Annotated in this window: 17 protein-coding genes; 9 read left to right on the forward strand and 8 right to left on the reverse strand. The window is 69.6% G+C overall.

Annotation, left to right across the window (positions count from 1 at the left end; translation table 11 throughout):
* The 5 genes from AC1DVI_RS12830 to AC1DVI_RS12850 form a co-directional block, all read left to right on the forward strand.
* A partial coding sequence (locus tag AC1DVI_RS12830; RefSeq protein WP_476958290.1) for a beta strand repeat-containing protein occupies positions 1–4,302 on the forward strand: 4,302 nt, incomplete at its 5' end.
* A 197-nt stretch (positions 4,303–4,499) separates the two neighbouring features.
* On the forward strand, positions 4,500–6,221 hold the full coding sequence (locus AC1DVI_RS12835; RefSeq protein WP_476958291.1) for a TolC family protein: 1,722 nt from the start codon (positions 4,500–4,502) through the stop codon (positions 6,219–6,221).
* 139 nt (positions 6,222–6,360) lie between these two features.
* Positions 6,361–7,149: an efflux RND transporter periplasmic adaptor subunit gene (locus AC1DVI_RS12840; protein WP_476958292.1), complete on the forward strand. Its 789-nt coding sequence runs from the start codon at positions 6,361–6,363 to the stop codon at positions 7,147–7,149.
* On the forward strand, positions 7,139–8,503 hold the full coding sequence (locus tag AC1DVI_RS12845; protein ID WP_476958293.1) for an efflux RND transporter periplasmic adaptor subunit: 1,365 nt from the start codon (positions 7,139–7,141) through the stop codon (positions 8,501–8,503). The genes AC1DVI_RS12840 and AC1DVI_RS12845 overlap by 11 nt, the downstream gene beginning before the upstream one ends.
* Positions 8,504–8,506: 3 nt before the next feature.
* On the forward strand, positions 8,507–10,720 hold the full coding sequence (locus AC1DVI_RS12850; protein WP_476958294.1) for a site-2 protease family protein: 2,214 nt from the start codon (positions 8,507–8,509) through the stop codon (positions 10,718–10,720).
* Positions 10,721–10,736: 16 nt separating this feature from the next.
* Here AC1DVI_RS12850 and AC1DVI_RS12855 read toward each other — a convergent pair whose 3' ends face one another.
* Positions 10,737–11,111 (reverse strand): RT0821/Lpp0805 family surface protein, encoded by a 375-nt coding sequence (locus AC1DVI_RS12855; RefSeq protein WP_476958295.1) that lies wholly within the window; start codon positions 11,109–11,111, stop codon positions 10,737–10,739.
* A gap of 436 nt (positions 11,112–11,547) precedes the next feature.
* Here AC1DVI_RS12855 and AC1DVI_RS12860 point away from each other — a divergent pair, with 436 nt between their 5' ends.
* Positions 11,548–13,479: a mechanosensitive ion channel family protein gene (locus AC1DVI_RS12860; protein ID WP_476958296.1), complete on the forward strand. Its 1,932-nt coding sequence runs from the start codon at positions 11,548–11,550 to the stop codon at positions 13,477–13,479.
* Positions 13,480–13,485: 6 nt separating this feature from the next.
* Here the strand turns inward: AC1DVI_RS12860 and AC1DVI_RS12865 are convergent, their stop codons facing one another.
* Positions 13,486–13,926, reverse strand: coding sequence for a hypothetical protein (locus tag AC1DVI_RS12865; protein ID WP_476958297.1), 441 nt, complete (start codon positions 13,924–13,926; stop codon positions 13,486–13,488).
* Between the two features lie 137 nt (positions 13,927–14,063).
* Here AC1DVI_RS12865 and AC1DVI_RS12870 point away from each other — a divergent pair, with 137 nt between their 5' ends.
* Complete coding sequence (locus tag AC1DVI_RS12870) at positions 14,064–14,855, forward strand: DUF3750 domain-containing protein (protein ID WP_476958298.1); 792 nt, start codon at positions 14,064–14,066, stop codon at positions 14,853–14,855.
* 3 nt (positions 14,856–14,858) lie between these two features.
* Here AC1DVI_RS12870 and AC1DVI_RS12875 read toward each other — a convergent pair whose 3' ends face one another.
* Positions 14,859–15,722 carry an LOG family protein gene (locus AC1DVI_RS12875; protein WP_476958299.1) on the reverse strand — a complete coding sequence of 288 codons (864 nt, stop codon included), beginning with the start codon at positions 15,720–15,722 and terminating at the stop codon, positions 14,859–14,861.
* Between the two features lie 250 nt (positions 15,723–15,972).
* Between AC1DVI_RS12875 and AC1DVI_RS12880 the strand changes: the two genes are divergently transcribed.
* On the forward strand, positions 15,973–18,381 hold the full coding sequence (locus AC1DVI_RS12880; protein ID WP_476958300.1) for a hybrid sensor histidine kinase/response regulator: 2,409 nt from the start codon (positions 15,973–15,975) through the stop codon (positions 18,379–18,381).
* A 65-nt stretch (positions 18,382–18,446) separates the two neighbouring features.
* Complete coding sequence (locus AC1DVI_RS12885) at positions 18,447–18,941, forward strand: substrate-binding domain-containing protein (protein ID WP_476958301.1); 495 nt, start codon at positions 18,447–18,449, stop codon at positions 18,939–18,941.
* Here AC1DVI_RS12885 and AC1DVI_RS12890 read toward each other — a convergent pair whose 3' ends face one another.
* The 5 genes from AC1DVI_RS12890 to AC1DVI_RS12910 all read right to left on the reverse strand — a co-directional run bounded on the left by AC1DVI_RS12890 (position 18,942) and on the right by AC1DVI_RS12910 (position 25,423).
* Positions 18,942–19,388, reverse strand: a complete 447-nt coding sequence (locus AC1DVI_RS12890; RefSeq protein ID WP_476958302.1) for a group III truncated hemoglobin — start codon at positions 19,386–19,388, stop codon at positions 18,942–18,944.
* A 302-nt stretch (positions 19,389–19,690) separates the two neighbouring features.
* Entirely contained in the window at positions 19,691–20,350 is a 660-nt protein-coding gene (locus AC1DVI_RS12895) for a LutC/YkgG family protein (RefSeq protein ID WP_476958303.1), read from the reverse strand.
* On the reverse strand, positions 20,343–21,767 hold the full coding sequence (locus AC1DVI_RS12900) for a LutB/LldF family L-lactate oxidation iron-sulfur protein (RefSeq protein ID WP_174443347.1): 1,425 nt from the start codon (positions 21,765–21,767) through the stop codon (positions 20,343–20,345). The genes AC1DVI_RS12895 and AC1DVI_RS12900 overlap by 8 nt, the downstream gene beginning before the upstream one ends.
* Positions 21,760–22,530 carry a (Fe-S)-binding protein gene (locus AC1DVI_RS12905; protein ID WP_476958304.1) on the reverse strand — a complete coding sequence of 257 codons (771 nt, stop codon included), beginning with the start codon at positions 22,528–22,530 and terminating at the stop codon, positions 21,760–21,762. Before AC1DVI_RS12905 ends, AC1DVI_RS12900 begins: the two co-directional genes overlap by 8 nt.
* 19 nt (positions 22,531–22,549) lie before the next feature.
* Positions 22,550–25,423, reverse strand: coding sequence for an FAD-binding and (Fe-S)-binding domain-containing protein (locus AC1DVI_RS12910; protein ID WP_476958305.1), 2,874 nt, complete (start codon positions 25,421–25,423; stop codon positions 22,550–22,552).
* Positions 25,424–25,493 lie beyond the last annotated feature (70 nt).

Here is a 25,493-nt window from a genome sequence, read left to right on the forward strand (position 1 = left end):
TGGTACCGGGCCGACGACAGCAACGGCACCAACGCCGCCTCGATCAGCGGGGCGACCAGCGCCAGCTACACGCTGACCACCTCGGACGCCCACAAGTACCTGCGTGTCGTGGTGACCGCCAACGACGGCCGCGGCGGCACGCCGACGGCAACCTCCGCCTACACGGCGATCCTCAACAGCGCGCCGGTGCTGAGCACGGACGCGCGCAGCCTGACCGCCATCGACGAGGACGCCACCGGCAACAACGGCGACAGCGTGGCGGCCATCCTGGCCTCCGCCGGTTCGGCCACCGACGCCGATGGCAACGTGCTTGGCATCGCGATCACCGCGATCGACAGCAGCAACGGCACTTGGGAGTACAAGACCGGGGCCGGAACCTGGACCACCATAACCGGCGTCTCTGGTGCGTCGGCCCTGCTGCTCGCCAGCACCGACCGTGTGCGCTTCGTGCCGAACGCCGATTACAACGGGCCGGTCGCCAACGGCATCACCTTCAAGGCGTGGGATCAGACCACCGGCACGGCGGGCACCACGGTCGGCAACGACACCACCGCGAACGGTGGACAGGGGGCCGGCGGACAGTTCAGCGTTGCCAGCGCGACAGCGGGGATCGCCGTGACCGCGGTGAACGATGCCCCGGTGCTGACCGACACCGTCCTCACACTGCCCAGCGTCGCCCAGGCCGCAGGCGCGCCGAACGGTGCCGTCGGCGTTACCGTGTCGTCCCTGGTGGCGTTCGGCACGAACGTATCGGATGTGGACAGCGGCGCCGTCACGGGCATCGCACTGGTCGGCGTGGACACGTCGGAAGGCGGCACCTGGTTCTACAGCACCGACGGCGGCACCACCTGGAGCGCGGTCGGCACGGTGAACGACAGCGGAAACGCGCTGCTGCTGCGCACGACGGACCGGCTCTACTACCAGCCAACGGGCGCGAACGCGGGCATTCTCAACGCGGCGATCACGTTCCGTGCCTGGGACCAGACCAGCGGCACCGCCGGGAGCAAGATGGCGACCGCGGGCGGTGGCGGGGTCTCCGCCTTCTCCGCGGCGACGGACACGGCCAGCCTCTCGATCACCCCGGCTGCCCTGGGAAGCGCCGTGACCCTCGCGCCCGCGTCGGACACGGGCAACAGCAACTCGGACAACATCACCAAGGCGAGCAGCGTCACCTTCGACGGCAGCGGCGCCAACGCCAACGCCAACACGACGGTGCGGCTCTACGCCAACGGCTCGCTCGTGGCGACGACCACCGCCGACGCGTCGGGCGCCTTCAGCTTCAGCGGGGTCGACGTCTCCGGCCTCAGCGGTGCGGTCGACTTCACCGTCCGTCAGGTCATCGCCGGGATGGAAAGCGCCGATTCCGCGGTCCGGACCGTCACCTTCGACCGCGCGGCGCCGACCGTCGCCATCACCACGGTGAGCGGCGACAATGTGCTGAACGCGGCGGAAAGCGGCGTGCCCCAGACGGTGGCCGGCACCACCACGGGTGTCGAGGACGGCCAGACGGTCACCGTGACGCTGAACGGCAAGACCTACAGCGCGACGGTGACCAACAACGCCTGGAGCCTTGCCATCCCCTCCACCGACCTGCTGGGGCTGATGGACGGCGGCACCTATGCCATCACCGCCGACCTGGCGGACGTGGCGGGCAACGCCGCGGTCCAGGCAACGCGCAGCGTCTCGGTCGACCGCACCCCGCCGATCCTCGCCATCGCCACCGTGGCGGGCGACAATGTGCTGAACGCGTCGGACAGCGCCGTCGGGCAGACGGTGTCGGGCGTCACCAACGGTGTCGAGGACGGCCAGACGGTCACGGTGACGCTGAACGGCAAGACCTACAGCACCACGGTGACCAACAACCGCTGGAGCCTGACCGTCCCGTCCACCGACCTGCTGGCCCTGACCGACGGTGCCAACTACACCGTCACCGCCAGCCTCACCGACGCGGCGGGCAACCCGAACCAGGCGACGCGCAGCGTGTCGGTGGACCGCACGCCGCCGTCGGTGGTCAGCGTCACGCCTCCCGCGGCGCGGACCTATCTCCCCGGCGAGACGGTCAGCTTCTTCGTCCAACTCAGCGAGACGGTCGTCATCAACGGCGGCAATCCGGTTCTGGAACTGGCGGTGGGCAGCGACATCCGGAACGCCTCCTACAACGCGGCGGGCAGCACCGGCACGCTGCTGCGGTTCGACTATGTCGTTCCGGTCGGCGACCGGGCGCCGCAGGGCATTTCCGTCCTCGGGCTGGCGTTGAACGGTTCGGTCGTCACGGACCTCGCCCAGGGGCCGTTGGTGACCGCGCTGGCGGGCATCGGCGACACCAGCCAGGTGCGCATCGACACCCCGATTCCGGCGAAGCCGGTCGGGACCGCGCTGAGCGGCCTGTCCGACTCCGGCGCGTCGGCGACGGACCGGCTGACCAACGTGACGAGGCCGACGCTGTCCGGCACCGCCGAGGCGAACGCCACGGTGACCGTGCTGGTGGACGGCAAGGCGGTGGGAACCACCGTGGCCGACGAGAACGGCTTCTGGGTCCATCGCCTCCAGACGCCTCTGACCGACGGGACGCACAGCATCACGACCACGGCGACCAACCGGTTCGGCATCGTCAGCGACCCGTCGGACGCGCTGTCCGTGGTGATCGACACCGCGGTGCCGGTGGCGCCCGCTCCGTCGGTGACCAGCGCCACTGTCGCCGGCGCGGCGGGAGAACGGATTTCGGGCATTGCCGCGCCGTCCCTCGCCGGGACGACGGAAGCCGGCAGCACGGTGAACCTGCTGGTCGACGGCAAGATTGCCGGAACGGCACTCGCCGACGCCAACGGTGCCTGGACCTTCCAGTTCACGGCGGCGCTGGCCGACGGCACGCACAGCCTTCAGGTGCAGGCCACCGACAAGGCCGGCAACGTCAGCAGCCTGTCGGCGGTCACCACCCTGACCATCGACACCACGCCGCCGGTCGCCCCGACCGTGGCGCTGAACACCACCGCCGGCAGCACGCCGATCGTGCAGGGAATCGCCGAGGCGAACAGCTTGGTCAGCGTGACGGTCAACGGGCAGGCGGTCGGCACGGCGCGGGCCAGCGCGGCGGGCGTTTGGCAACTGGCCCTGGCCGCCGACCTGAGCGTCGGCAGCTACGTGATCGCGGCCAAGGCGAGCGATGCGGTGGGCAACACCGGCAACGCCGGCACGACCACCTACACGGTGGCTCCGCCACCGCCGCCGCCGGTCGTGGCGGCAGCGGCCTCCACTGGGAACACGACGACGGCGGCGTCCTCGTCCAACTCCGCGGTCGGGACGGCCGCCGGTACCGGGACGACGCAGACCGTCGGGCCGACGCTGGGCACAGCGCCGACCCTGCCCAGCCTGCAGATGAGCAGCGACGCGGGCCGCGTCATCACCAGTTCGTCGATCGGAAACGGGAACGGGAACGGGAACGGGAACAGCAGCACGGACGCCGGACGCTCGATCACCATCGGCAACCTCGGCAACTCGTCCAGCAGCGATGCCGGGCGCTCGATCACGATCTCCGCCATGGGCGGTGCCCCCTCCAGCGGCGGCACGGCGAGTTCGTCCAGCGGGGTTCTGGGGGGCGGCGCCGGCGGGTCCGGTGGATCCGGGTTGAGCGGCGTCGTCAGCGGCGGCAGCGGCTTGGCCGGTGGCGGGCTGGGCAGCGGTGGTCTGGGCAATGGTGGTCTGGGGGGGGGCATCGGTGGCGGTTCGTTCGGTGGAGCCCCGGCGGGCGCTGGACCGGGTGCGGGCCTCGGCACGGGAGGACCGGCGACAGGTGGTCCCGCGGCTGGGGGCACGACGACCGGCACCGGGACGGGCAATGGCGGCTTGAACGGCGGCGTTGGCGGCCCGGTCGGCACGCCCGGAACGACGTCCAGCGGCACGCCGGGCGGCGGCACGGCTCCCGGCGGCCCCGGCTCCGCTCCCGGCGGGCTCAGTGGCGCACCGGGCAACCGGCCCGGCGGCCAGTCGGGGCCCGGTTCCACGATCGAGAACGCGCCGGCCAACCGGCCCGCGGGCCAGGGTGGACCGCAGGGTCAGCCTCAGGGGCAAGGGCAGCCGCCGGCCGGCGATGCACCGGCGGGCGGCGATCCGGAAAATGCTCCGGCCGGCGCGGATGGTTCGGGGCAGGTTTCTGGACCGCGCGCCGACCTCGACGGATCTCCGCTGGCTCGCCCTGCCTTCTCCCGGCAGGTGGCTCAGATCCATGGCGCCGCTGACGCCCAGAGCGCGGCGTTGCTCGCCGCGCTCACCTCCCATGTCCCTCCGGGAAGCCGGGCGGCCTAGCGTCGCCCATGCCCCCGCAGCCTTCTTCCCCGCTTAAGCTTTTCTTTCCAAATGGATTGCCGACGAGAATGACCCGGTTCCCCTCCTCCCTCCGGCCGCGGGGCCACAAGGCCCGCGCGTCCTTCGCCCTGGTTGCTGCAGCCCTGCTTGCCAGCGGATGTTCCGTCAGCCCGAAACCTCTGAGCGATGATGAGAACGTGTCCCGCCTGCGTGAGGACATGTCGGTCATCATGGCACCGCAGGAGCCGATCAACGGCCCGGTGTCGATGCATGAGGCGATGGCGCGGGCCATCAAGTACAACCTCGACGAACGCGTGAAGCTGATGGAGATGGCGGTCGCCAACCAGCAGCTCGACCTGTCGCGGTTCGACATGCTGCCGCGCCTCGTGGCGGGGGCCGGCTACACCGGGCGCAACAACGAATCCGGGTCGGAAAGCCTCAACCTCGCCACCGGCCGTCGCACGGGTGAAAGCACCACGGCCACGGACCGGCACCGCCGGACCGCCGACCTGGGCTTCACCTGGAACATTCTCGATTTCGGTGTCAGCTACCTGCGCGCCCGCCAGAACTCCAACCTCGTCCTGATCGCCGACGAGCGCCGCCGCCGCGTCGTCCAGGGCATCCTGCAGGACGTGCGCACCTCCTATTGGCGCGCGGTCGCGGCGGAGCGGCTGCTGAAGCGGATTGAGCCGCTGGAAAAGCGCATCGAGGCGGCACGCAAGAACGCCAACGCCCTGGAGGCCCAGCGCGTCCAGGCCCCGCTGCAGACCCTGTCCTACCAGCGCGCGCTGGTCGACACCCTGCGCCAGCTCCAGACGCTGCGGCGCGAACTGGTGGCCGCCAAGTCGCAGCTCGGCGCGCTGATGGGGCTTCCGCCGGGTGAGAACTTCACCATCCAGATGCCGCCGGACGTCACCGGCAAGGACGTGCCGGCAATCACGGCGTCGGTCGAATCCCTGGAAACCTACGCGCTCCTGAACCGTCCGGAGCTGCTGGAGGAGTCCTACAACGCCCGCATCACCGCCGACGAGACGCACCGCGCCCTGCTGAAGCTGCTGCCGGGCATCGACCTGAACGCCGGCCTGCATTTCGACAGCAACAGCTTCCTGCTGAACCAGCGCTGGGCCGATTACGGGGCGCGGGTGTCGTGGAACATCCTGTCCCTGGCCTCGGCGCCGGACACCCACGCCTTCTCCAAGGCTCAGGAAGAGCTGGTCGCTTTCCGCCGTCAGGCGCTCAGTGTGGCGGTGCTGAGCCAGGTGCGGGTGGCGATGGTGCAGTTCCGCGAGCTGTCGCAGGAGTTCTCGCTCAACGCCGATCAGGCGTCGATCGACCGTCGCATCCGACAGCAGTACGTCAACAGCAGCACGGTCGGCCAGCAGGGCGACATGAGCGTCATCCAGGCCGAGGTATCGGAACTCGTCTCCGACCTGCGGCGCGATCTCGTCTACGCCGACCTGCAGAACGCCTACGCCCGCGTCATGGTGTCGGCGGGCGTCGATCCGATGCCGGAGGCCGTCCCGTCCCAGGATCTCGCGACCCTGCGTCAGGCCGTGTCCGACGGGCTGGGCGCTTGGCAGCAGAAGGCCGGCGGCACGGCGCGCCTCCAGGATCTTCTGGTTCCCGCCGCCACGACGTCGGAGAAGGCTCCAGGGGAGAATGCCCCGGTTGAAAAGGCGGCCGAGCCGAAGGATGAACCGAAGACCGTCCCGGTCGCCGCGCGCGGCGAGGAACCGGCGGAGCGCAAGGCCGCCGTGCCGGAGCGCGTGACGGTGGCCGAACTGCCGCAGCAACCGGCTTCCTCCATGACCGCTCCGATGACGGTGTCCTACAGCCCGTCCACCCGGGCGGAGCCGGCCAAGGTCTACTCGGTTCCGCTGAGCGCGCTGACCCCGATGGGGCGTGCCTCGGCGCGTTGATGCCGACGGGGCGGCGCAGCGGCGTTGCCCCCTTTCGGCTGTGCCGGTGCGCCGGTGCTGAAACAAATAAGCGTACAGGACCGCTCATAGATCCTGGATCGTTGCGCTTCCGGAGTAAAGGGTGCAGAAAATCTCTGCCATGATGTGCCGCTTTCGCCCCTCACGCTTCCTTGCAGCGCTGTCTATCGCGCTGCTTCCTCTGCCGCTTGCCGCCGCCGACCCGGCGCCGGCCCCCGAAGGCGGGGTGCGCGCGCTGATCGAGGCGCGGCAGCACGCCGTCCTGTCCAGCGAGATCGCCGGTCGCATCGGGCGGATCACCGTGGAGGCGGGCCAGTCCTTCAAGGCGGGGCAGACGCTCATCGCCTTCGATTGCAGCCATTATCAGGCGGCGGTCGATGCGGCCCGCGCCAACCTGCGCGCCGCCGACGTCACGGTGCGGCAGAGCCGCCGGCTGGAGCAGCTGAAGTCCATCGGCGGGGCCGAGGTCGAGATGGCCGAGGTCAAGGCCGAGGCCGCCCGCGCCGATCTGCGCAAGGCGGAGATTGAGGTCCGCCGCTGCGACGTGAAGGCGCCCTTCGACGGCAAGGTGGTGGAGCAGCGGATCCGCGAGCATGAGTCGGTGCCCGCCGGCACGGCTCTGCTGGAAGTCCTCTCCGACCGCGATCTGCGGGTGGAACTGATCGTCCCGTCCTCCTGGCTGGTTTGGCTGAAACCCGGCCAGCGGTTTGAGCTGCGCATCGACGAGACGGGCGAGGTTCTGGACGGGGAGGTGGCCCTGGTCGGTGCCCGCGTCGACCCGGTCAGCCAATCGTTGAAGGTGACGGGCAAGCTGCTCGCCGACAAGCAGGGCAACGCCCCGAACCTTGTCGCCGGCATGAGCGGAACCGCCCGCTTCGCCCCGTCGGAGGAGGCCAAAGGTGCCCGATGACGTCACATCCGTCCGGATGGAAGCGGCCAACCCGCTGAACAGCCTTCTGCTCCTCCTGAACCTGCAGCAGGAGGCCCGGCAGGCTCAGAACCCGGAAGCGCTGCGCTTCCTCATGGTGAACCAGACGCGGCGGATGATCGCCTACCAGCAGGCGGTCTTCCTGACCGTCGCGCCGTCGGGCAAGGCACGGCTGGAAGCCGTGTCCAACGTCGCCGTCCCCGAACGCGACGCTCCCTTCACCCGCTGGCTGGAGGGCGCGGCGTCGGCCATCGCCGCGGGGGCGGAGGCGCGCAACCTGCACGGCGTCGCCCCCACGGAGGTGCCGCCGCCGCTGGCCCGCGACTGGGGGCAGTGGGGACCGGCGCAGGCGCTGTGGGTGCCCTTGCCGGAGCCGGACGGCACCGTCACGGCGGTGTTGTGGCTCGCCCGTGACGACGCGTGGACGGATGGGGAGAAGGTGCTGCTCGCGCAACTCTCCGGCGGCTATGGGCACGCCTGGTGGGCGCTGACCCAGGCCGGACGCCGGTCGGGTGCTCGGGCGCGCAAGGGGGTGTGGGCGCTGGCGGTGGTGGCGGCCCTGGCGGCGGTCCTGGCCATCCCGGTGCCGCAATCGACGCTGGCCCCGGCGGAGGTGGCGCCGCGCGACCCGCTGATCGTCAGCGCGCCGCTGGAAGGCGTGATCGAACGCTTCCATGTTCAGCCGAACGAGCCGGTGACCACCGGCCAGCCGCTGTTCACCTTCGAAGCGACGGTTCTGAAAAGCCGCCTGGAGGTCGCGCGCAAGGCGCTTGCCTCGGCGGAGGCGGAGCTGCTGACCGCCTCCCAGGGGGCCTTTACCGATCCGCTGAGCAAGGCGCGCATCGCCCAGTTGAAGACCCAGGTGGAGTTGCGCCGGGCGGAGATGGATTTCGCCCGCGACCTGATGGACCGCGTCACCGTGAAGGCGGAGCGGACGGGCATCGCCGTCTTCACCGACGCCAACGACTGGCTGGGCAAGCCGGTGGCGGTGGGCGAGCGCATCCTGACGCTGGCCGATCCGCAGGTTGCGGAGGTGGATGTGCATGTGCCGGTCAACGACGCGATCGTGCTCCAGGAGGGAGCCGAGGTCAGCCTCTATTTGAACGTCGATCCGCTGCGTCCGCTGCGCGCCACGGTGTCCCACGCCAGTTATGAACCGGGGCTGACCCCGGGCGGCATCCTGGCCTACCGCGTCCGTGCCGATCTGGCGCCGGACCAGCCGACGCCGCGCATCGGGCTGCGCGGCACCGCCAAGATCCAGGGCGAGCGGGTGCCGCTGGCCTTCTACCTGTTCCGCCGCCCTTTGGCGGCGCTGCGCCAGACCGTAGGGCTCTGAGCCATGGGCGCCGCCGCCATCGGCATGACGACGGGGACGGCGGCGGCGACGGCGGCGGTCACGCCGGTGGATCCGCTGGACAGCGTGCGGCTGCCGCCGCTGCGCGAGGAGCTGCAACTGCTGCCGGCCCCGCCGGCGGTGGACGGGTCGCCCTGCTGGACGATCCACGATCCGGTGCGCAACCGCTATTTCCGCATCGGCCACGGCGCCTTCGAGGTGATCGCCCGCTGGCATCACGGATCGCCCCGCGCCATTGCCGGCGCGGTGGCCGCCGAAACGGTCCTGGAGCCGGAGGCGGAGGATGTCGTCGGCCTCTATAAGTTCCTGGCCGGCAGCAACCTGACCCAGGGCGCCGACGTCGATTTCCTGGCGAAGCAGACCGCGGCGCGGCGAACGTCCTGGTGGATGTGGCTGCTGCACAACTACCTGTTCTTCCGCATCCCGCTGGTCCGGCCCGACGCCTTCCTGAACGCCACGGTGCGTTACGTGGCGCCCTTCTACAGCCGGGGCTGGTTGTGGACGGTGATCGGCGCGGGGGTTTTGGGTCTCATCCTGGCGATGCGCCAATGGGACAGCTTCGCCCACACCTTCCTGCACTTCTTCACGCTGGAGGGCATGGCGCTCTACGGCCTGACCCTGCTGGTGACGAAGACTCTGCACGAGCTGGGGCACGCCTACACCGCGAAACGCTTCGGCTGCCGCGTGCCGACCATGGGGGCGGCCTTCCTGGTGATGTGGCCGGTGCTCTACACCGACACCAGCGACGCGTGGCGGCTCGTCTCCCGCCGCGCCCGGCTGCACATCGCCGCGGCGGGCATACTGACGGAGCTGGCTCTGGCCGCCTTCGCCACGCTGGCCTGGAGCTTCCTGCCCGACGGGCCGTTGCGCAGCGCCGCCTTCTTCGTGGCGACGGTGAGCTGGGTGACGACCCTGACCATCAACCTCAGCCCCTTCATGCGCTTCGACGGCTATTACCTGCTGGCCGACGCGCTGGACGTGCCGAACCTGCAGGACCGCGCCTTCGCCCTGGCCCGCTGGCGGCTGCGGGAATGGCTGTTCGGGCTGGGCGACGAGATGCCGGAGCGGTTCGATCCGTGGCTGCACCGGGTGATGCTGGCCTACGCCTTCGCCACCTGGGTCTACCGGCTGGTGCTGTTCATCGGCATCGCGGTGCTGGTCTATCACGTTTTCATCAAGGTGCTGGGAATTGTGCTGTTCGCGGTGGAAGTCGGCTGGTTCATCCTTCGCCCCCTGGTCAACGAAGTGAAGGAATGGTGGGAACGGCGGGGCAGCCTGCGGCCCAACCGGAACCTCCTGATGACCCTGGGCGGCTTGACCGCGCTGGTCTGGCTGGCTTTCGTGCCGGTCACCGGCACCATCGCCGTGCCGTCGGTGTGGCGGGCGGAGGGCTTCTCAACCCTGTTCGCCCCGGCTCCGTCGCGCATCGTCGAGGTGCTGGTCCAGCCCGGCCGGCGCGTGGCGGCGGGCGACCTGCTGTTCCGCCTGGAAGCGCCGGAACTGACGAGCAAGCTGGAGCAGTCGGAGCTGCGCATCGCGCTGGCCCAGGACCGCATCGACCGCATGCTGGCCGCGCGCGACGGGCTGGATCGGGTGCGCGTGATGGAGGAGGACTTGGCCGCCGGGCTGGCCGACCGGCAGGGCCTGCTCGACAGTCTGGCGCGGCTGGAGATTCGCGCGCCCATCGCCGGAACGGTGGTGGATGTGGCCGACGCGCTGCGTCCCGGCCGCTGGGTGGGGCCGTCTCTGGCGCTGGGCCAGATCGTGGCCGACGGCAGGGGGGAACTGGTCGGCTATGTGGCCGAGAACGACCTTACGCGCGTCATGGTGGGAGCCGGTGCGGTGTTCCACGCCGACGACCCGCTGCGCCCCCGCATGGAGGCGCGGGTGACGGCGGTGGACCGTGTCGGCGTGAAGGGGCTGGACGTTCCCGCCCTGGCCTCGATCCATGGCGGCCCGATCGCGGTGGAGAGCCAGACCGGACCGTCGATGGGGCGGACGAACGCCGAGGCCGCGCGTTCCAACCTGAAGCCGGTGGAGGCCGTCTATCGGGTGACCCTGGCGCCGCTGGACCGGACGCAGGCGGGACCCGCCCACCAGATGCGCGGCGTGGCCCGCGTGGACGGCGAGGCGCGCAGTCTGGCCGACCGCTTCTGGCGCACCGCGCTGGCCGTGCTGATCCGCGAAACCGGGTTCTGACGAGAAAGAATGCCCATCAGGGCGCGATCGCCCATCGCCCGTTGGCCATCTTGCAGAAGGTCAGCCTGTAGGGTTGGACGGTCCGCCGGATGAAATTGGCCTGAACGTCCCCGCAGGGGGCACCGTCGCGCTCGTGGACCTTCTCCACGACCACATCGCCGCGCACCCCGGTCTTCGGGTTGTTCCATTCGGTGCGTCGTCCCGCCTCCATAGGGGTCAGGGCGTCGGCGAGCGCCTTGCGGAACAGGTCCCAATCCTCGTCCGTCAGATCCACCCCGCCGCGCCCACCGAGAAACAGGCCGAACTGGGCCTGCGCGGGGGTCGCGATGGCCAGCGTCGCGATCAACGTGGCGGCGTGAAGCCCAAGGGGCGCGATGGATAACAGGCGCATGCGGCGGTTCCTTATGACCGTTGACTGAATGACCGTTGACTGAATCCGGGCATTTTAGGAACGATTGAGGAAGTCCGCTCGTGAAGGCAGGTCACGAACCGTCGTCTTACCGTAACATACGTCCTCTGCAACATACGCTGCACGCAAGAGAGAAGAGCCCCACGCGCTCCGGGCGCCGCTCGGCCCGGTAGGCAACCGTAACGTACTGGCCTCATGGCAGGGGGGAGGACGAGCGTCCAAAGCCATGGGCGTGGCCTTATCAACCCAATGGGCCGCCGCTCCGTCGCACTCCGGCTGGATGGCCCCAATGGAAGACGATCCGGGGAGGTGCCGCTCCCGTCTCCGTAGGACGGCCCTTCCGCTGCTCGCCACTTTGCTTCTCGCGGCCCTGCTGTTCGGTCTGCCGTCTGGAAGCGCATTGGGGCAGACACCGGATGTGCAAACCCCCACGGCAGGCGGAACGGCGACCGCGCTGGAAGTGTATGCGGCACGGCTTGAGGCGGTCGCCGCCACTTATCCGCAGCTTCCCTCCATCCTGTCGGACGCCTTCGCGCGTCCCAACGGGCGGGAGGCGGCGGTGCACCCGTTGCGCCTGCTCCGCGGCCTGCTGATCCTCTTCACGGCGGGAACGGTGGCGTTGCTGCTGACCAGGCGGGTCCTGGCGGAGCCGCTTCGGAAGCTGGAGTCGGAAGGCGGGGCGCCGCTGCTGACGGGCGCGCTGCGCTTCGTGCTCGGGCTGGTTCCGGTGGGTGCCTTCGCGGTCGGGGTACTGGTGGTCTATGCGATCGTGCGCCCGCCGCATCCCGCGGCTCCGGCGGTTCTGCTGGCGGTGCTCCAGGCGGCTATGACCGTGCTTCTAAGCGATCGGCTGATCCGATTCCTCTGCGCGCCGGGGCGCACGGCGCTGCGCCTGATCCCGCTGGAGGACGCGGACGCGCGCGCCCTGCACCACACGGGCGTGATCACCGTGACACTGGCCGCGACGGTGCTCGGGCTGGTCGATCTTCTGCTGGCGCTGGGGGTCGCCGGAAACGCCATCGTCGCCATCGGCCTGCCGCTGAGCACCGTGCCCTTCCTCTATCTGCTCTTCCGCGTGTGGCGCGGGCGCACGGCGGTGGCGCGGGCCGTCGCCCATCCGCTGGGCATCGAGGCGAAGGACCACCCCACGTTGGGGCTGTGGGCTGTGGCGGCCTCGGTCTATCTGGTCGCCTTGTGGCTGGTCGTCGCGGCGGCCGCGGTGCGGCTGGAACCGGCGACCGGGCCTCGGATGCTCGCCAGCTTGGTGGTTGCGCTGGCGGTGCCGACCATCGCCCTGATGGCCCAGCGCCCGCTCGCGCGCTTCTACCGGGGAGAGGAGACGGCGGCGGGGAAGGCCGCGGTGGCGCGGGTGATGCGGGCGCTGTGGTCGGCCCTGTTCGTCGTCGGGGTCTTCGCCACCGCGGCCATCTGGGGGTTCCGGGTGGAGCAGGCCTCCGGAGGGATCGGCATCGTCCTGCGGCTGCTGTTCAATGTGACGGTCGTGCTTCTGCTGGGCTACGTCGCTTGGACGATGGTGGTGCGGGCCATCGACCGCGCTCTGGAGGGCGCGCGGCACGATGGCGTTTCCTCCCGCGGGCAAAGGCTGGCGACCTTGCTGCCGCTGCTGCGGAAGTTCCTTCAGGTCGTCCTGGTCGTCATCCTGGTCATGATCGTGCTGTCCTCGCTGGGCATCGAGATCGGGCCGTTGCTGGCCGGGGCGGGGGTGGTCGGCATCGCCATCGGTCTCGGCGCGCAGTCGACCATCGCCGACATCCTGGCCGGCGTCTTCTTCCTGCTGGAGGACGCCTTCCACATGGGCGACTATGTGGAGGTCGGGCAGCTGCGTGGCACGGTGGAGGGCATCTCCCTGCGCTCGCTGAAGCTTCGCCATCACCGCGGCGCGGTGCACACGCTGCCCTTCGGCCAGATCAAGGCGCTGACCAACTACAGCCGCGATTGGGCGTTGATGCGGCTGGAGTTCCGCGTTCCGCCGGAAACCGACATGGGGTTGGTCAAGAAGCTGGTGAAGGAGGTCGGCAAGGAGCTGTCCGCCGACCCGGAGATGGGGCCGAGCTTCATCGAGCCGCTGAAGTCGCAGGGGGTGCGGCGGGTGGAGGACGACGCGGCCATCATCGGCGTCAAGTTCATCACCAAGCCCAACGAGCAGTTCGTCATTCGGCGCGAGGCCTATCACCGCCTGATCCGGGCCTTCCAGGCTCACGGCATCCACCTGGTCGGGCGCGGCGTGGTGGTGCGGGTGGACGATCCGGACGCCGCCAACCGGGTTATCGGGTTCGCCGCCGCCCAGGCCATGAACAGCTCCCGCAAGGAGAGCGGAGCGGCGGAGTGACGTCCGTCATGCCGCCGGTTTCACGGACAGCCACGCCGCGATGACGAAGGCGGGCAGGCGGACGAGCGCCGCGTCGTCCCGCCCGGACTCCTCCTGCCATGCCCGGTGGCGGTCCAGCGCGGTTCGCAGGGCAATCGAGCGCTCCGCCGCGGGGACGGCGGACAGGGCGGTGTCCAGGCTGGTCAGATAGGGCGGAAACTCCGCGTTGGGACCGGCGAGGCCGCGTTCCGTCCCCTCCGGGTCGAACCACGCCTCCGCGGCGGCAGTGTCGGCGCTGGGCGGGACGACCATGCCGCCGACATAGCCGGTGGGCTGGACCACCTTCCACCCCTTGCGGCTCGGCCCCGTGGTCCAGCCAAGCGCACGGGCGACCTCCATCGTCGCGGCGCGGGTCGGCGCCTGCCGGGTGATGCGGTCCAGAAGGTCAGTGAGGTCGGCGACGGGCATCGGTGCGCTCCTTCGATGAACCATTCGGTGATGAACCAACCGGATGGTCCTCAACGTACAACATCGGTGGCGGGCGGGGCGATGACAGCCTATCTGGGAAACGGCTCATCAGGCGAGAGGGAGCGGTGCGGAAAAGAATGTCGGCCAGCATCCTGGTAATTTTAATGACACTGGTCCTGCTGCTGGCCGGTCCGGCCTTCGTGATCGCGTCGGGAACGGCGACGCTGGGCGTGGACTGGAGCCGGGCGGACCGCAAGCCCGTCGGCCTCGCCCCCGAACCCGCCACGACACCGGAGGCGGTGGTGCAGGTCTACGCCGCCCGCGCCCTGTCCTGGCGCGGCGCCTTCGGCACGCACCCATGGTTCGCGGTGAAGCCGGCGGGGGCATCGGCCTACACCGTCTATGAAGTGGTCGGCTGGCGGGTCTACCGCGGCCTGCCGGCGGTGGCGGTCAGCAACCGCGACCCCGATGGGCGCTGGTTCGGCTCCGCCCCCGCGGTGCTGGCCGAACTGCGCGGCCCCGCCGCCGAGGCCGCCATCCCCAAGATCGCCGAGGCCGCCCGGAGCTACCCCTACGCCGGGGAATACCGCATCTGGCCCGGCCCCAACAGCAACACCTTCGCCGCCTGGGTGGGGCGGGCAGTGCCGGATCTGCGGCTCGACCTGCCCTCCACAGCGCTGGGCAAGGACTATCTGGGCACCGGCCTGATCGCGCGTGCGCCCAGCGGCACCGGTTGGCAGGTCAGCCTGTTCGGCCTCGCCGGCCTGCTCCTGGCCAAGGAGGAGGGGTTCGAGGTGAACCTGCTGGGAATGACCTTCGGGGTCGATCCCTTCGATCTCGCGGTCAAGATCCCAGGCGTCGGGCGGGTGGCGCTGAACGCCCCCGCCTCGACCGTTCCGGCCGCCGCCGACAGCCCGCCGCCGGGCTGAGCCTCAGTTCTCCTCATCGGCGGCTGACATGCCGGTGCCGGCGGGACCCAGCGGCGGGTTGCCGCGCTTGAGGCCGAGCCGGGTCATGCAGTCCCACGCCTCCTCCGCCGTGTCGGCGATGTCGAACAGTTCCAGATCGCCGGCGCTGATCATGCCATGGTCGGCCAGGGCGCGGAAGTTCACCACCTCGTTCCAGTAGTCGCGCCCGACGAAGACGATGGGCAGGCGGGAGGCCTTGTTGGTGTTGCGCAGGTTCAGGATCTCGAACGCCTCGTCGAAGGTGCCGAAACCGCCGGGGAAGATCGCCAGCCCGTTGGCGCGCATCGCCAGATGCATTTTCCGGATGGCGAAATAATGGAAGCGGAAGGTCAGCTCCGGCGTGCTGTAGGGGTTGGGGTGCGGTTCCTGCGGCAGGCTGATGTTGAAGCCGATGCTCGGCGCCCCGGCCTCCTGCGCGCCGCGGTTGGCGGCCTCCATCAGGCCGGGACCGCCGCCGGTGGCGATCACGTTGTCGCGCTGCCCGTCCTCGGTGGGCGCCAGGGCGCCGCCGCGCTCCGACACGATGCGCCCGAAGGTCCGCGCCTCCTCGTACCAAGCCGCCTGCTTGGCCCGCCGCTCGGCCAGTTGCCGCTCCTCCGAAGTCCGGGCGTCGCGGAGAAGCTGTTCCGCCCGCTCGGGCGAGGGCACCCGCGCGCTGCCATAGACCACGATGGTGGACCGGATGCCCCAGGCCTTCAGCTCCGCTTCCGGCTTGGCGTATTCGAGCATGAAGCGCACCCCGCGCATCGGCTCGCTCAACAGGAAATCGCGGTCCTCGAAAGCGATGCGGTAGGCGGCGGATTCGTGGTTCGGCCTGCTGTCCTTCATGCTGTGCTCCGATTGGGGGCGGGAGACGGATTCTGGTCATGTGGGGGCGCGGGAGGCACTTTGCCCGGACCCAAAGGGTTTGCGTTGAAAGGAATTGTGCCGTGGACCGAAGGGTGGCGGAAGGGAAACCGGCAGCGCGTCTTTCCATAGGCCTTGGCTCTGCCCACATGATGGTTACGGGCACGTTCGCGCCTGAACCGTCAGCGTCTTGTTCGCGTCTTGCTTCGACTCCTGTCTGTAAGGGGCCACGTTGACAAGCATCGAGCCGCCATGGCCATCGGATGAGCACGCCCGGCTCGACCGGCTGAAGGGCTACGGCGTGCTGGACACGCCGCCGGAAGCGGCCTTCGACCGGCTGGCCCGGCTGGGCGCCCGCCATTTCCGCATGCCCATCGTCATGGTCAACCTGGTGGACGAGACGCGGCAATGGTCCAAGGCCGGCTATGGCCTGGAAACGATGGTCGTCGAGCGGCGGCTGTCCTTCTGCGCCCACACCATTCTCGACGACGCGGTGCTGGTCGTGCACGACACGCAGGAGGACGACCGCTTTGCCGACAACGAATTGGTGGCCGGGCCGCCGCATTTGCGCTTCTACGCCGGCGCGCCGCTGATCGCGCCGGATGGGCTGCGGATCGGAACCTTCTCCCTGCTCGACCACCGGCCCCATCCGGAGTTCAGCGCGGAGGACGAGCGGGATCTGGAGGAGTTCGCCCGTCTCGCCATGCACGAGATGGAAACCCAGGCCGCCCACCGTGCCGCCCAGGCGGCGGAGACGCTGCTGCGGGACAAGAACGCCCTGCTGGAAAGCCTTCTGGAGAGCGTCACCGACCCGATCTTCGCCAAGGACCGCGAGCGCCGCTTCACCTTGGTCAACTCCGCGACCGCGCGCCTGTTCGGACGGACGCGGGAGGCGGTGGTCGGCCTGACCGACGAGGATCTGTTCCCGCCGGAAGAGGCCGAGCGGCTCGACGACCTGTGCGGGCGGGTGGTCGTCACCGGGCGGGAGGAGACGGTCGAGGAGGAACTGCCTTTCCCCATCGAGGATGGCAAGCGCGTCCTGATGATCAGCGTGATGCCCCTGCGCGACGCCTGGGGGGCGGCCATCGGCGTCGTCGGGGTCGCCCGCGACATCACCGCCCGCAAGCGGGCGGAGGAGGCGCTGCGGTCGAGCGAGGCGCGGTTCCGCACGCTGGTGGACAACACGCCGTTGCTGATGTGGATCAACCGTCCGGACGGCACTCCCGAATACTACAATGAGGAATTGCGAGCCTACACCGGCCAGGACGTGGAGGCCATGTCCGCCTGGAAGGGGTTCCATCCGGACGACCGCCCCGCCTATCTCGAGCTGAGGACGCGCTCGATCGCCGCCGGAACGCCTTACCAGAGCAACATCCGGATGCGGCGCGCCGACGGGGCGTGGCGCTGGCACCAGTGCCGCGTGGTGCCGGTGCGGGAAAGGGGCGCCATCGTCTCCTGGATCGGCACCGCCGTGGACATCCACGACATCCGGCGCGCCCAGCAGGCGGCGGAGGAGGCCGACCGCTCGAAAGGCCGCTTCCTGGCGGCGGCCAGCCACGACCTGCGCCAACCCATGCAGTCGATCCTGCTGTTCGCCGGGGCGTTGGCGCCGCATGTCGCCGGCGAGGCCGGGCAGCGGGCGCTGGACCGGCTTCAGCAGGGGCTGGACACGCTGAAGGATCTCCTGGATAGCCTGCTCGACGTGTCGCGCCTCGACGCCGGGGTGGTGGCGCCACAGATCGAGGAATTCCCCGTCGCCGACCTGCTCGGCCCGCTGTCCGCCGCCTATACTCCGCTGGCCGAAGCCAAGGGGCTGGACTGGCGGGTCGTTCCCTTCACCGGCACGGTGCGCAGCGACCGGGTTTTGTTGGGCCGGATGCTGCGCAATCTGGTCGACAACGCCATCCGCTACACCGACCGGGGCCGCGTCATGGTCGATTGCCGCCCCCAGGGAACGCGCCTGTGCGTGGAGGTGCACGACACCGGCCTGGGCATCCCGCCCGAACAGCGGGAGCGCATCTTTGAGGAGTTCCACCAGATCGGCAACCCGGAACGCGACCGCGACCAGGGCCTTGGCCTCGGGCTCGCCATCGTGCGCCGGCTGTCGCGGCTGCTCGACCATCCGGTGGATCTGGTGTCGCGGCCGGGGCGCGGTTCAATCTTCTCGGTCAGCGTCCCCTTGATCCGTCAGGACGCCCCGCGCCCTCCGGTGACCGCCATGCGAACGGGCCGGGCCGATGCCATGACCGCGACCGGGGACGGGCGGCTGGCGGTGGTCGTGGAGGACGACGCCATCGTTCTGTTGGGGCTGGCGGCGATGCTGGGCGAGTGGGGATTCGAGGTGCTGTCCGCCGGGAGCACCGGTGAAGCGCTGGAGCGTCTGCGCACCGGCGGGCGGCGGCCCGACGTCGTGCTGGCCGACTACCGGCTGCGCCAGGGGCGGGTCGGCACCGAGGCCATCCTGCGCATCCGCGACCTGTTCGGCGCCGACGTGCCGGGTCTCATCGTCACCGGGGAGATCGGGCCGGAGCCGCAGCGCGATGCCGCCCGGCACGGTCTCGGCCTGATGCACAAGCCGGTGACCCCGCGCCTTCTCGAAGCCGCGCTGGCCAGCCATCTTGGAGCCATCGGGCCGGCTTGAGCGTTGCTACCACCAGCGGTGCCGCCGGTGCCGCGCCGTGCGAGGGTTATGGAGGAGACAACAGAGTGCCATCCCTGTCGAAAGGCCTTGCCATGGTCGCCGTCGCGGCGGCGCTGGCCGGGTGCCAATTCCCTGGGTTTTCGCCGCCGCAGCAGACGGCCACCCTGCCGCCGCCGACCGTGCCGAAGCCGCCGCCCGAGGAGCGCGGGGTTTGGATCGTCGGCAGCCCGTCCATGCGGGGGGCGGTCAGCAGCGCGGCCAGCCGCTTCAACAGCACGCCCGACACCCAGCCGCGCCTCGTCGCCGAGGGCACCAACAGCGGATTCCGCAGCTTCTGCGCCGGGGTCGGGCTGGAGCACCCCGACATGGTGGTCTCCGACCGCCGCATCGGGGCCGAGGAGCAGAAGCGCTGCCGGGCCAAGGGCATCACCATGATGGAGTACGAGCTTGGCCCCAAGCAGTTCGTGTACGTCAAGGACGCCCACATGATGACCATCCCCGGCGTGCGCGACTTCACGGACAGCTGGGGCGTGAAGGGCAAGCCGGTGCGCGGGGCCTGATCAGCGAGCAACGCCAGCGTCGGCGGCGGCCTGCTTGCGGAAGAAATCCACCCCCATCTGGATGCTGCGCCCGATGTTGGCCGCGCGGTCCTCGAAGAAGGCGGCGGCCTCGGGCGTGCAGACCTCGGCCGTCGTCTCGCGGAACAGCTCCAGCCAGCGCTCGAAATGCGCCGGCCCGATGTCGAAGCGGACATGGGCGGGCAGGGGGCGCCCGTCGTAGCGGTGGGTCAGCAGGGCGACCGAGGACCAGAAGTCGATCATCTTCAGAAGATGGGGCTCCCAGTCGGTGATCGCCGCGCCGAAGACCGGGCCGAGCAGGGCGTCGTCGCGGATCTTGCCGTAGAAGGTGCGGACGAGGGCTTCGATCATCGCCTCGTCGATGCCGGTCTTGGCGACGCGTTCGGCGATGGTGGCGGACTGGGGGGTGGGAACGGCGGTCGGGTCCAAGGCGGTCGGGTCCTAAAAACTGAGGCGAACAAGACCCCGCACTATACCCGTCCCGGCGGCACTCCGCCACCCGTGCAGGGCTTTAAATTCCCTCTCCCCTCCGGGGAGAGGGTTAGGGTGAGGGGGTGGGCGTGGCGGAGCCTCCGGCAAATGCACATCCCCCTCACCGGCGCTCAGCGGATGCCTCTGGCATCCGCCTGCCGCCGTCAGTGCTGGCCTTCGGCCAGCGCGAGAGGCCCCTTCGGGCCACCCTCTCCCCAGGGGGGAGAGGGTTATGAACGTCAAACGCGCTCTCCGCGCCCTTACCGGACGATAACCACCACCAGCCGCTTCGGCCCGTGGACGCCGTAAGCCAGCGTCTGTTCGATGTCCGCCGTCTTCGACGGTCCGGAGATGAGCAGGGCGTTGGTCGGCATGCCGTCGGCCCAGCGGTTCTCGGTCATCGCCTGCCAGAAGGTGTCGTACAGCGCGTCGGCGCGCAGCAGCGCCAGATGCATGTGCGGCACCAGCGACATCAGCCGCGGCTCCTCCGGCGTCGGCCAGACGATCAGGCTGCCGGTGTCGGCGATGGCCCCCAACGTCGTGGTGATGCCGGCGTCGATGCCGTCGAACAGCCGCTCCTTGAAAGTCTCGACCCGGTCGGCGTAGGGGATCAGCTCCGGACCGCCTTCCGCCCATTCGGCCGACAGGCGCGCCCCGGCTTCGGTCGCCGGGCCGAACAGCAGGTTGCGGGTGCCCTGCGCCGTGAGGAATGCCTGGACGTCGGCGGGCCAGTCGGCCTCCGTCGTCTCCAGGAATTCTGTGTGCACGGCCTCCATCATGCGCTTGATGCGCTCCAGCCGTTCCGCGCCGTCCCAGCGCTTGTTGCGCAGGACGGCGAAGTCGGACTCTGGCGGGGTCAGCGGGTGGGCGTCGCGCCCGGCGCGCAGCTTGCCCAGGATCGCGTTTCTGGACTCAGACATCGGGAATCCCCTTCTCGCGGGCGAGGGCGTGGAGCGTGCGGTTGGCGAAGCGCGGCTTGGACCGCACGTTCGTCCACTCCTTCAGCAGCGGCAGGCTGGCGGGCGCGGCGTTGCCCAGCTTCGCCAGAAGCGCCGTCGCGAACTGGTAGGCGAGCGGCGAGGCGTAGGTCATCGACCAGCCCTTCCACACCATCGCCTCCGCCTTGCTGGCGTGCGAGCCGGCGCCCCGCACCGCGTCGCCGGGGTGCACGGCCTCGGACCGCAGGCGGCCCATGATCTCGACGATGGGGATCTTGACCGGGCAGATCTCGACGCAGGCGTTGCACATGGTGCAGGCGTGCGGCAGCTCGCCCCGCGTCTCCAGCCCTTCCACCTGCGGCATCAGGATCGAGCCGATCGGGCCGGGGTAGGGCGCCTGATAGGCGTGGCCGCCGACCTTGGTGTAGACCGGGCAATGGTTCATGCAGGCGCCGCAGCGGATGCAGCGCAGCGTATTGCGCAGCTCCTCGTCGGCGTAGATGCCCGACCGTCCGTTGTCGAGGATCACCAGATGGATCTCGTTCGGGCCGTCCTTCTCGCCCTCCTTGCGGGGGCTGGAAATCATGTTGACGTAGGTGGTGATCGGCTGGGCGGTGGCCGAGCGGGTCAGCAGGCTGATGACCGGCGGCACGTCCTCAAGCTTTTCCACGACCTTTTCCAGGCCCATGACGGCGATGTGGACGGGCGGCACCGTGGTGCTCATGCGCCCGTTGCCCTCGTTCTCCACCAGGCAGAGCGTGCCCGTCTCCGCCACCGCCATGTTGACGCCGGAGATGCCGACGTCGGCGGTCGCGAACTTCTTGCGCAGGACGCGGCGGGCGAGGTCGGTGAGCTGGGCCACGTCCTCGGTGTATTCCGCCTCCTTGATCTTCTGCTTGAACAGATGGGCGATCTGCTTGGTGTTCATGTGGATCGCCGGCATGATGATGTGCGAGGGCATCGCCTCATCAAGCTGCACGATGTATTCGCCGAGGTCGCTTTCCAGGCTCTCGATGCCGTGCTTTTCCAGGAAGGCGTTGAGGTGCATCTCCTCCGACACCATCGACTTTCCCTTGACCACCAGCTTGGCGTTCACGCGCTGCATGATGGAGAGGACGATGGCGTTGGCCTCGTCGGTGGTCGAGGCCCAATGGACCTGGATGCCGTTCTTCGTGCAGTTGGCTTCCAGCTTTTCCAGCAGTTCCGGCAGCTTGGACAGGGCGCGCAGGCGGACCGAGGCGCCGAGCGTCCGCACCCCGTTCCACTCGGCGGTGTCGGCGAACTGCACCGCGCGTTTGGACATCAGCCCGTCCATGGCGCGGCGGAAGTTGCCGCGAAGCTGCTGGTCCTGAAGGGCTGCGCTGGAGGCCTTGGCGAAATTGATGCTGGTCTCACCCATGGGTGCGCTCCTTCAGGAACTGGGCGATGTGGACGCCGCGGACCGGCTTCAGGCCAGCCTCCAGCGCGCCGGAGATGTTCATCAGGCAGCCGCAGTCGCCGGACACCACGGCCTTGGCCCCGGTGTTCTCGATGTCCGCCACCTTGTCGCCGACCATGGCGGCGGAAATCTCCGGATGGCGCACGGCGAAGGTGCCGCCGAAGCCGCAGCATTCCTTCTCCCGCTGCAACTCGACCAGTTCGACGTTGGCGAGCTGTCGCAGCAGGGACTTCGGCTCGTCAGTCACCCCCATTTCGCGCTGGGCGTGGCAGGAGGCGTGCCAGGTGATCTTCACCGGCGGCCCCTGGTCCTCGAACTTCACCTTCAGGACCTGGACGAGGAACTGGGTCAGCTCCCACACGCGGGACGCCACCTGACGGGCGCGGGCCTCGTCCGGCTCGCCCTTGAACAGGTCGGGCCAGTGCTTGCTCATCATGCCGGCGCAGGACCCCGACGGCACGACGATGGGCCAGTCGCCGGGGAAATAGTCGAGCTGCGCGCGGGCGACCTTCAACGCCTCCTCACGGTAGCCGGAGTTGTAGGCGGGCTGGCCGCAGCAGCTCTGCCCCTGCGGGAAGACGACGCGGACGCCCTGCGCCTTCAGCAGTTCCATGCCGGCCATGCCGGCTTCCGGGTAGAACAGGTCGACCAGACAGGTGCCGAAGAAATAAACGCTTTCCGGCCGCTCGATGTCGGGGCGGCTTATGGTGCCGTCGTGGCTCATGATTTTCCTCCCTCCCGCCTCAAAACGCGGGTTCCGACGCGCGCGTGGAAGCCGTGGCGGGAGCCTTCGGCGTCGAGCAGGCATCGACCAGATAGACAATGGAACGGTACGGCAAGCCGGAGTGGTCGGACAGGCCGATCTCGCAGGTCCGGCTGTTCGAATAGCCGGCCTTGGCCCCGGCGGGGATGTCCTTGGACAGGTGGCGCAGGGCGTGGGCATTCAGCTCCGGCGTGGTGAAACCCTTGTCGCCGGCGAAGCCGCAGCAGCCGACATCCTCCGGCACCACCACCTGGGTGGCGCAGGCGGCGGCCACCGCCTTCATCTTGGCATCCAACCCCATCCGCCGGGTGGAGCAGGTCAGGTGCAGCACCACCGGCTCCGTCTGCTTGGTGAAGGTCAGCCGATGCAACAGGTGGTCGTGGATGAACTCAACCAGATCCAGGACCTGGAGCCCGGCATCCTTCAGATGCTTCTTCAACCGGAAGGAACAAGGGCTGGTGTCGAGGACCACCGGGGCGGTGCCGTTGGTGCTGGCCGCCCAGATGGCGCGGACCATCTCCTCCGCCTTGGCGTCGGCCTGAGCCGCCAGCCCCTTGCTCTCCAACGGCATGCCGCAGCACAGCGAGGACAGCTGCTCCGGATAGGCGACGCGGTAGCCGGCCTTCTGGAACAGCGCTTCCACCTTCACCGGCAGCGGGGTCTTCTCCGGATCGTTGGCGGCGGGACCCATGCTGCGGCTGGTGCAGCTCGGCACATAGACGACGGTCGGTGCGTCGGCGGACGCCTTGGCCTGAGGCAGCGGCGTGAAGTTGGTCGGTGTGGGCAGCGAACGGGGGAGGTGCGGCAGGCGCTGGCCCGTCACGGTGCGCAGCTTCTCGAACAGCCCGTTCGCCGTGTCGTCGCCCAGCGTCCGCTTCGCCAGATCGGCCAGCTTCAGGCCGGTGCGGGCGATCGACAAGGCCCCGGCGGTGTGGCCAGCGACGTAGTTGCCGAAACCCTGGGCCATCGCCCCGCGACGGTCGCCCCGGATCGCCTTGATGAGCAGCCCCGTCTCGATCCCCACCGGGCAGGCGGTGGAGCAGAGGCCGCAAGCCGCGCAGGTGTCGATGCCCTGATAGTCGTAAGCCTCGTGCAGGGCGCCGAGCCGCGCCGCGTCCGCCCCCGTGGACTCAAGACGCGAAATCTCGCGCCAGCCGACGATGCGCTGCCGGGGGGACAGCGTCATCTTGTGCGACGGGCAGGTCGGCTCGCAGAAGCCGCACTCGATGCAGGTGTCCACCAGAGGATGGGCGGCGGGCATCGCTTTGAGATTCTTGAGATGCGCCTCCGGATCGTCGTTCAGGATGACGCCGGGGTTCAGCAGGCCCTGCGGGTCGAGCAGCGCCTTGATCTCCTTCATCAGGCCATAGGCCTGCGGACCCCACTCCATCTCCACGAAGGGCGCCATGTTGCGGCCCGTGCCGTGCTCCGCCTTCAGCGAGCCGTCGTACTTGCGCACCACCTGATCGCACACCGCGTCCATGAAGCGGCGGTAGCGGTCCACCTCCTCGTCGGTGTCGAAGGCCTGGGTGAAGACGAAGTGCAGGTTCCCTTCCAGCGCGTGGCCGAAGATGATCGCCTCGGTGTAGCCGAATTTCAGGAACATGGCCTGAAGCTCGACCGTCGCCTCGGCCAGCCGGTCGAGCGGGTAGGCCACGTCCTCGATGATGACCGTGGTGCCGACCTTGCGCATGGCGCCGACCGCCGGGAACAGGCCCTTGCGGATCTTCCAGTAGCTTTCGCCCAGCTTGGCGTCGGTGGTGAAGGTCGGCTCGAACAGGGTCTGGGTCTGGGCGATCACCGCGCTGACCGCGGCGATGTTGGCGTCCAGCGCCGCCGCATCCTCGCCGCGGATCTCCACGAGCAGGGCGGAGGCGTCCGGCCCCAGCCCGCCGATGAAGTCCGGCATGCCCGGCTTGCCCTCGACCGAGCGCAGCGAGGCGCGGTCCATCAGCTCCACCGCCGAGACCGGCGTCGGCTTCATCAGCGCGACGGCGCGGCAGGCCTCCCCAATGTCCGGGTACATCAGCAGGGCGTTCGCCTTGTGGGCGTGTTCCGGCACCGTGTTGTAGGTGATCTCGGACAGGAAGCCGAGCGTGCCCTCCGACCCGATCATCAGGTGCTGGAGGATCTCGACCGGCTCCTCGAAGTCCACCAGGGCGTTCAGGCTGTAGCCGGTGGTGTTCTTGATGCGGAACTTGTTGCGGATGCGCTCCGCCAGTTTCTCGTCGGCGCGGGTGCGGGCGGCCAGATCGGACAGGCCGGCCAGCAGGGCGCCGTGGCTGACGGCGAAGGCGGCGCGGCTGGCGGCGTCGCCGGTGTCGAGCAGCGTGCCGTCGGCCAGCACCAGCCGCATGGAGGCCAGCGTGCGGTAGCTGTTCTGCGCGGTGCCGCAGCACATGCCGCTGGCGTTGTTGGCCGCGATGCCGCCGATCTTGGCAGTGGCGATGGAGGCCGGGTCCGGACCGATCTTGCGCCCGAAGGGAGCCAGCTTGCGGTTCGCCTCCGCCCCGATGACGCCGGGCTGGAGGGTCACCGTCGCGGCACCCGGCGGAATGGTGCAGCCGCGCCAGCTGTCGCCCAGCAGGACCAGGACGGAATCGGTAACCGCCTGGCCCGACAGGCTGGTGCCGGCGGCGCGGAAGGTCACCGGGGTCTTCAACTCCCGGCAGAGGTTGAGCAGCCGCACCACCTCGCCCTCGGCCTCGACGATCGCGACGATCTTCGGGATCAGGCGGTAGAAGCTGCCGTCGGTCCCGTAGGCCAGCGTGCGCAGCGGGTCGGTGACGAGGCGTTCGTCCGGCATGAACTCCCGGAGGGCCGCGTGCAGGCGGTCATAGGGCGCGGGCAGCATCGGTTCTCGGGGCCTCCGGATCTGGGACCGCGCGACGACTCCTCCGTGATCGCCGGTCCGGGTTGCGGGT

Source organism: Azospirillum sp. P4_B5 (genome assembly GCF_056402275.1).

What these genes read in the sequence shown, in the direction of transcription:
- AC1DVI_RS12840 (WP_476958292.1), top strand. Translation starts at nt 6,361, where the DNA reads ATGATGTGCCGCTTTCGCCCCTCACGCTTCCTTGCAGCGCTGTCTATC.
- AC1DVI_RS12850 (WP_476958294.1), top strand. Translation starts at nt 8,507, where the DNA reads ATGGGCGCCGCCGCCATCGGCATGACGACGGGGACGGCGGCGGCGACG.
- AC1DVI_RS12855 (WP_476958295.1), bottom strand. Translation starts at nt 11,111, where the DNA reads ATGCGCCTGTTATCCATCGCGCCCCTTGGGCTTCACGCCGCCACGTTG.
- AC1DVI_RS12865 (WP_476958297.1), bottom strand. Translation starts at nt 13,926, where the DNA reads ATGCCCGTCGCCGACCTCACTGACCTTCTGGACCGCATCACCCGGCAG.
- AC1DVI_RS12870 (WP_476958298.1), top strand. Translation starts at nt 14,064, where the DNA reads ATGTCGGCCAGCATCCTGGTAATTTTAATGACACTGGTCCTGCTGCTG.
- AC1DVI_RS12875 (WP_476958299.1), bottom strand. Translation starts at nt 15,722, where the DNA reads ATGAAGGACAGCAGGCCGAACCACGAATCCGCCGCCTACCGCATCGCT.
- AC1DVI_RS12895 (WP_476958303.1), bottom strand. Translation starts at nt 20,350, where the DNA reads ATGTCTGAGTCCAGAAACGCGATCCTGGGCAAGCTGCGCGCCGGGCGC.
- AC1DVI_RS12900 (WP_174443347.1), bottom strand. Translation starts at nt 21,767, where the DNA reads ATGGGTGAGACCAGCATCAATTTCGCCAAGGCCTCCAGCGCAGCCCTT.
- AC1DVI_RS12905 (WP_476958304.1), bottom strand. Translation starts at nt 22,530, where the DNA reads ATGAGCCACGACGGCACCATAAGCCGCCCCGACATCGAGCGGCCGGAA.
- AC1DVI_RS12910 (WP_476958305.1), bottom strand. Translation starts at nt 25,423, where the DNA reads ATGCTGCCCGCGCCCTATGACCGCCTGCACGCGGCCCTCCGGGAGTTC.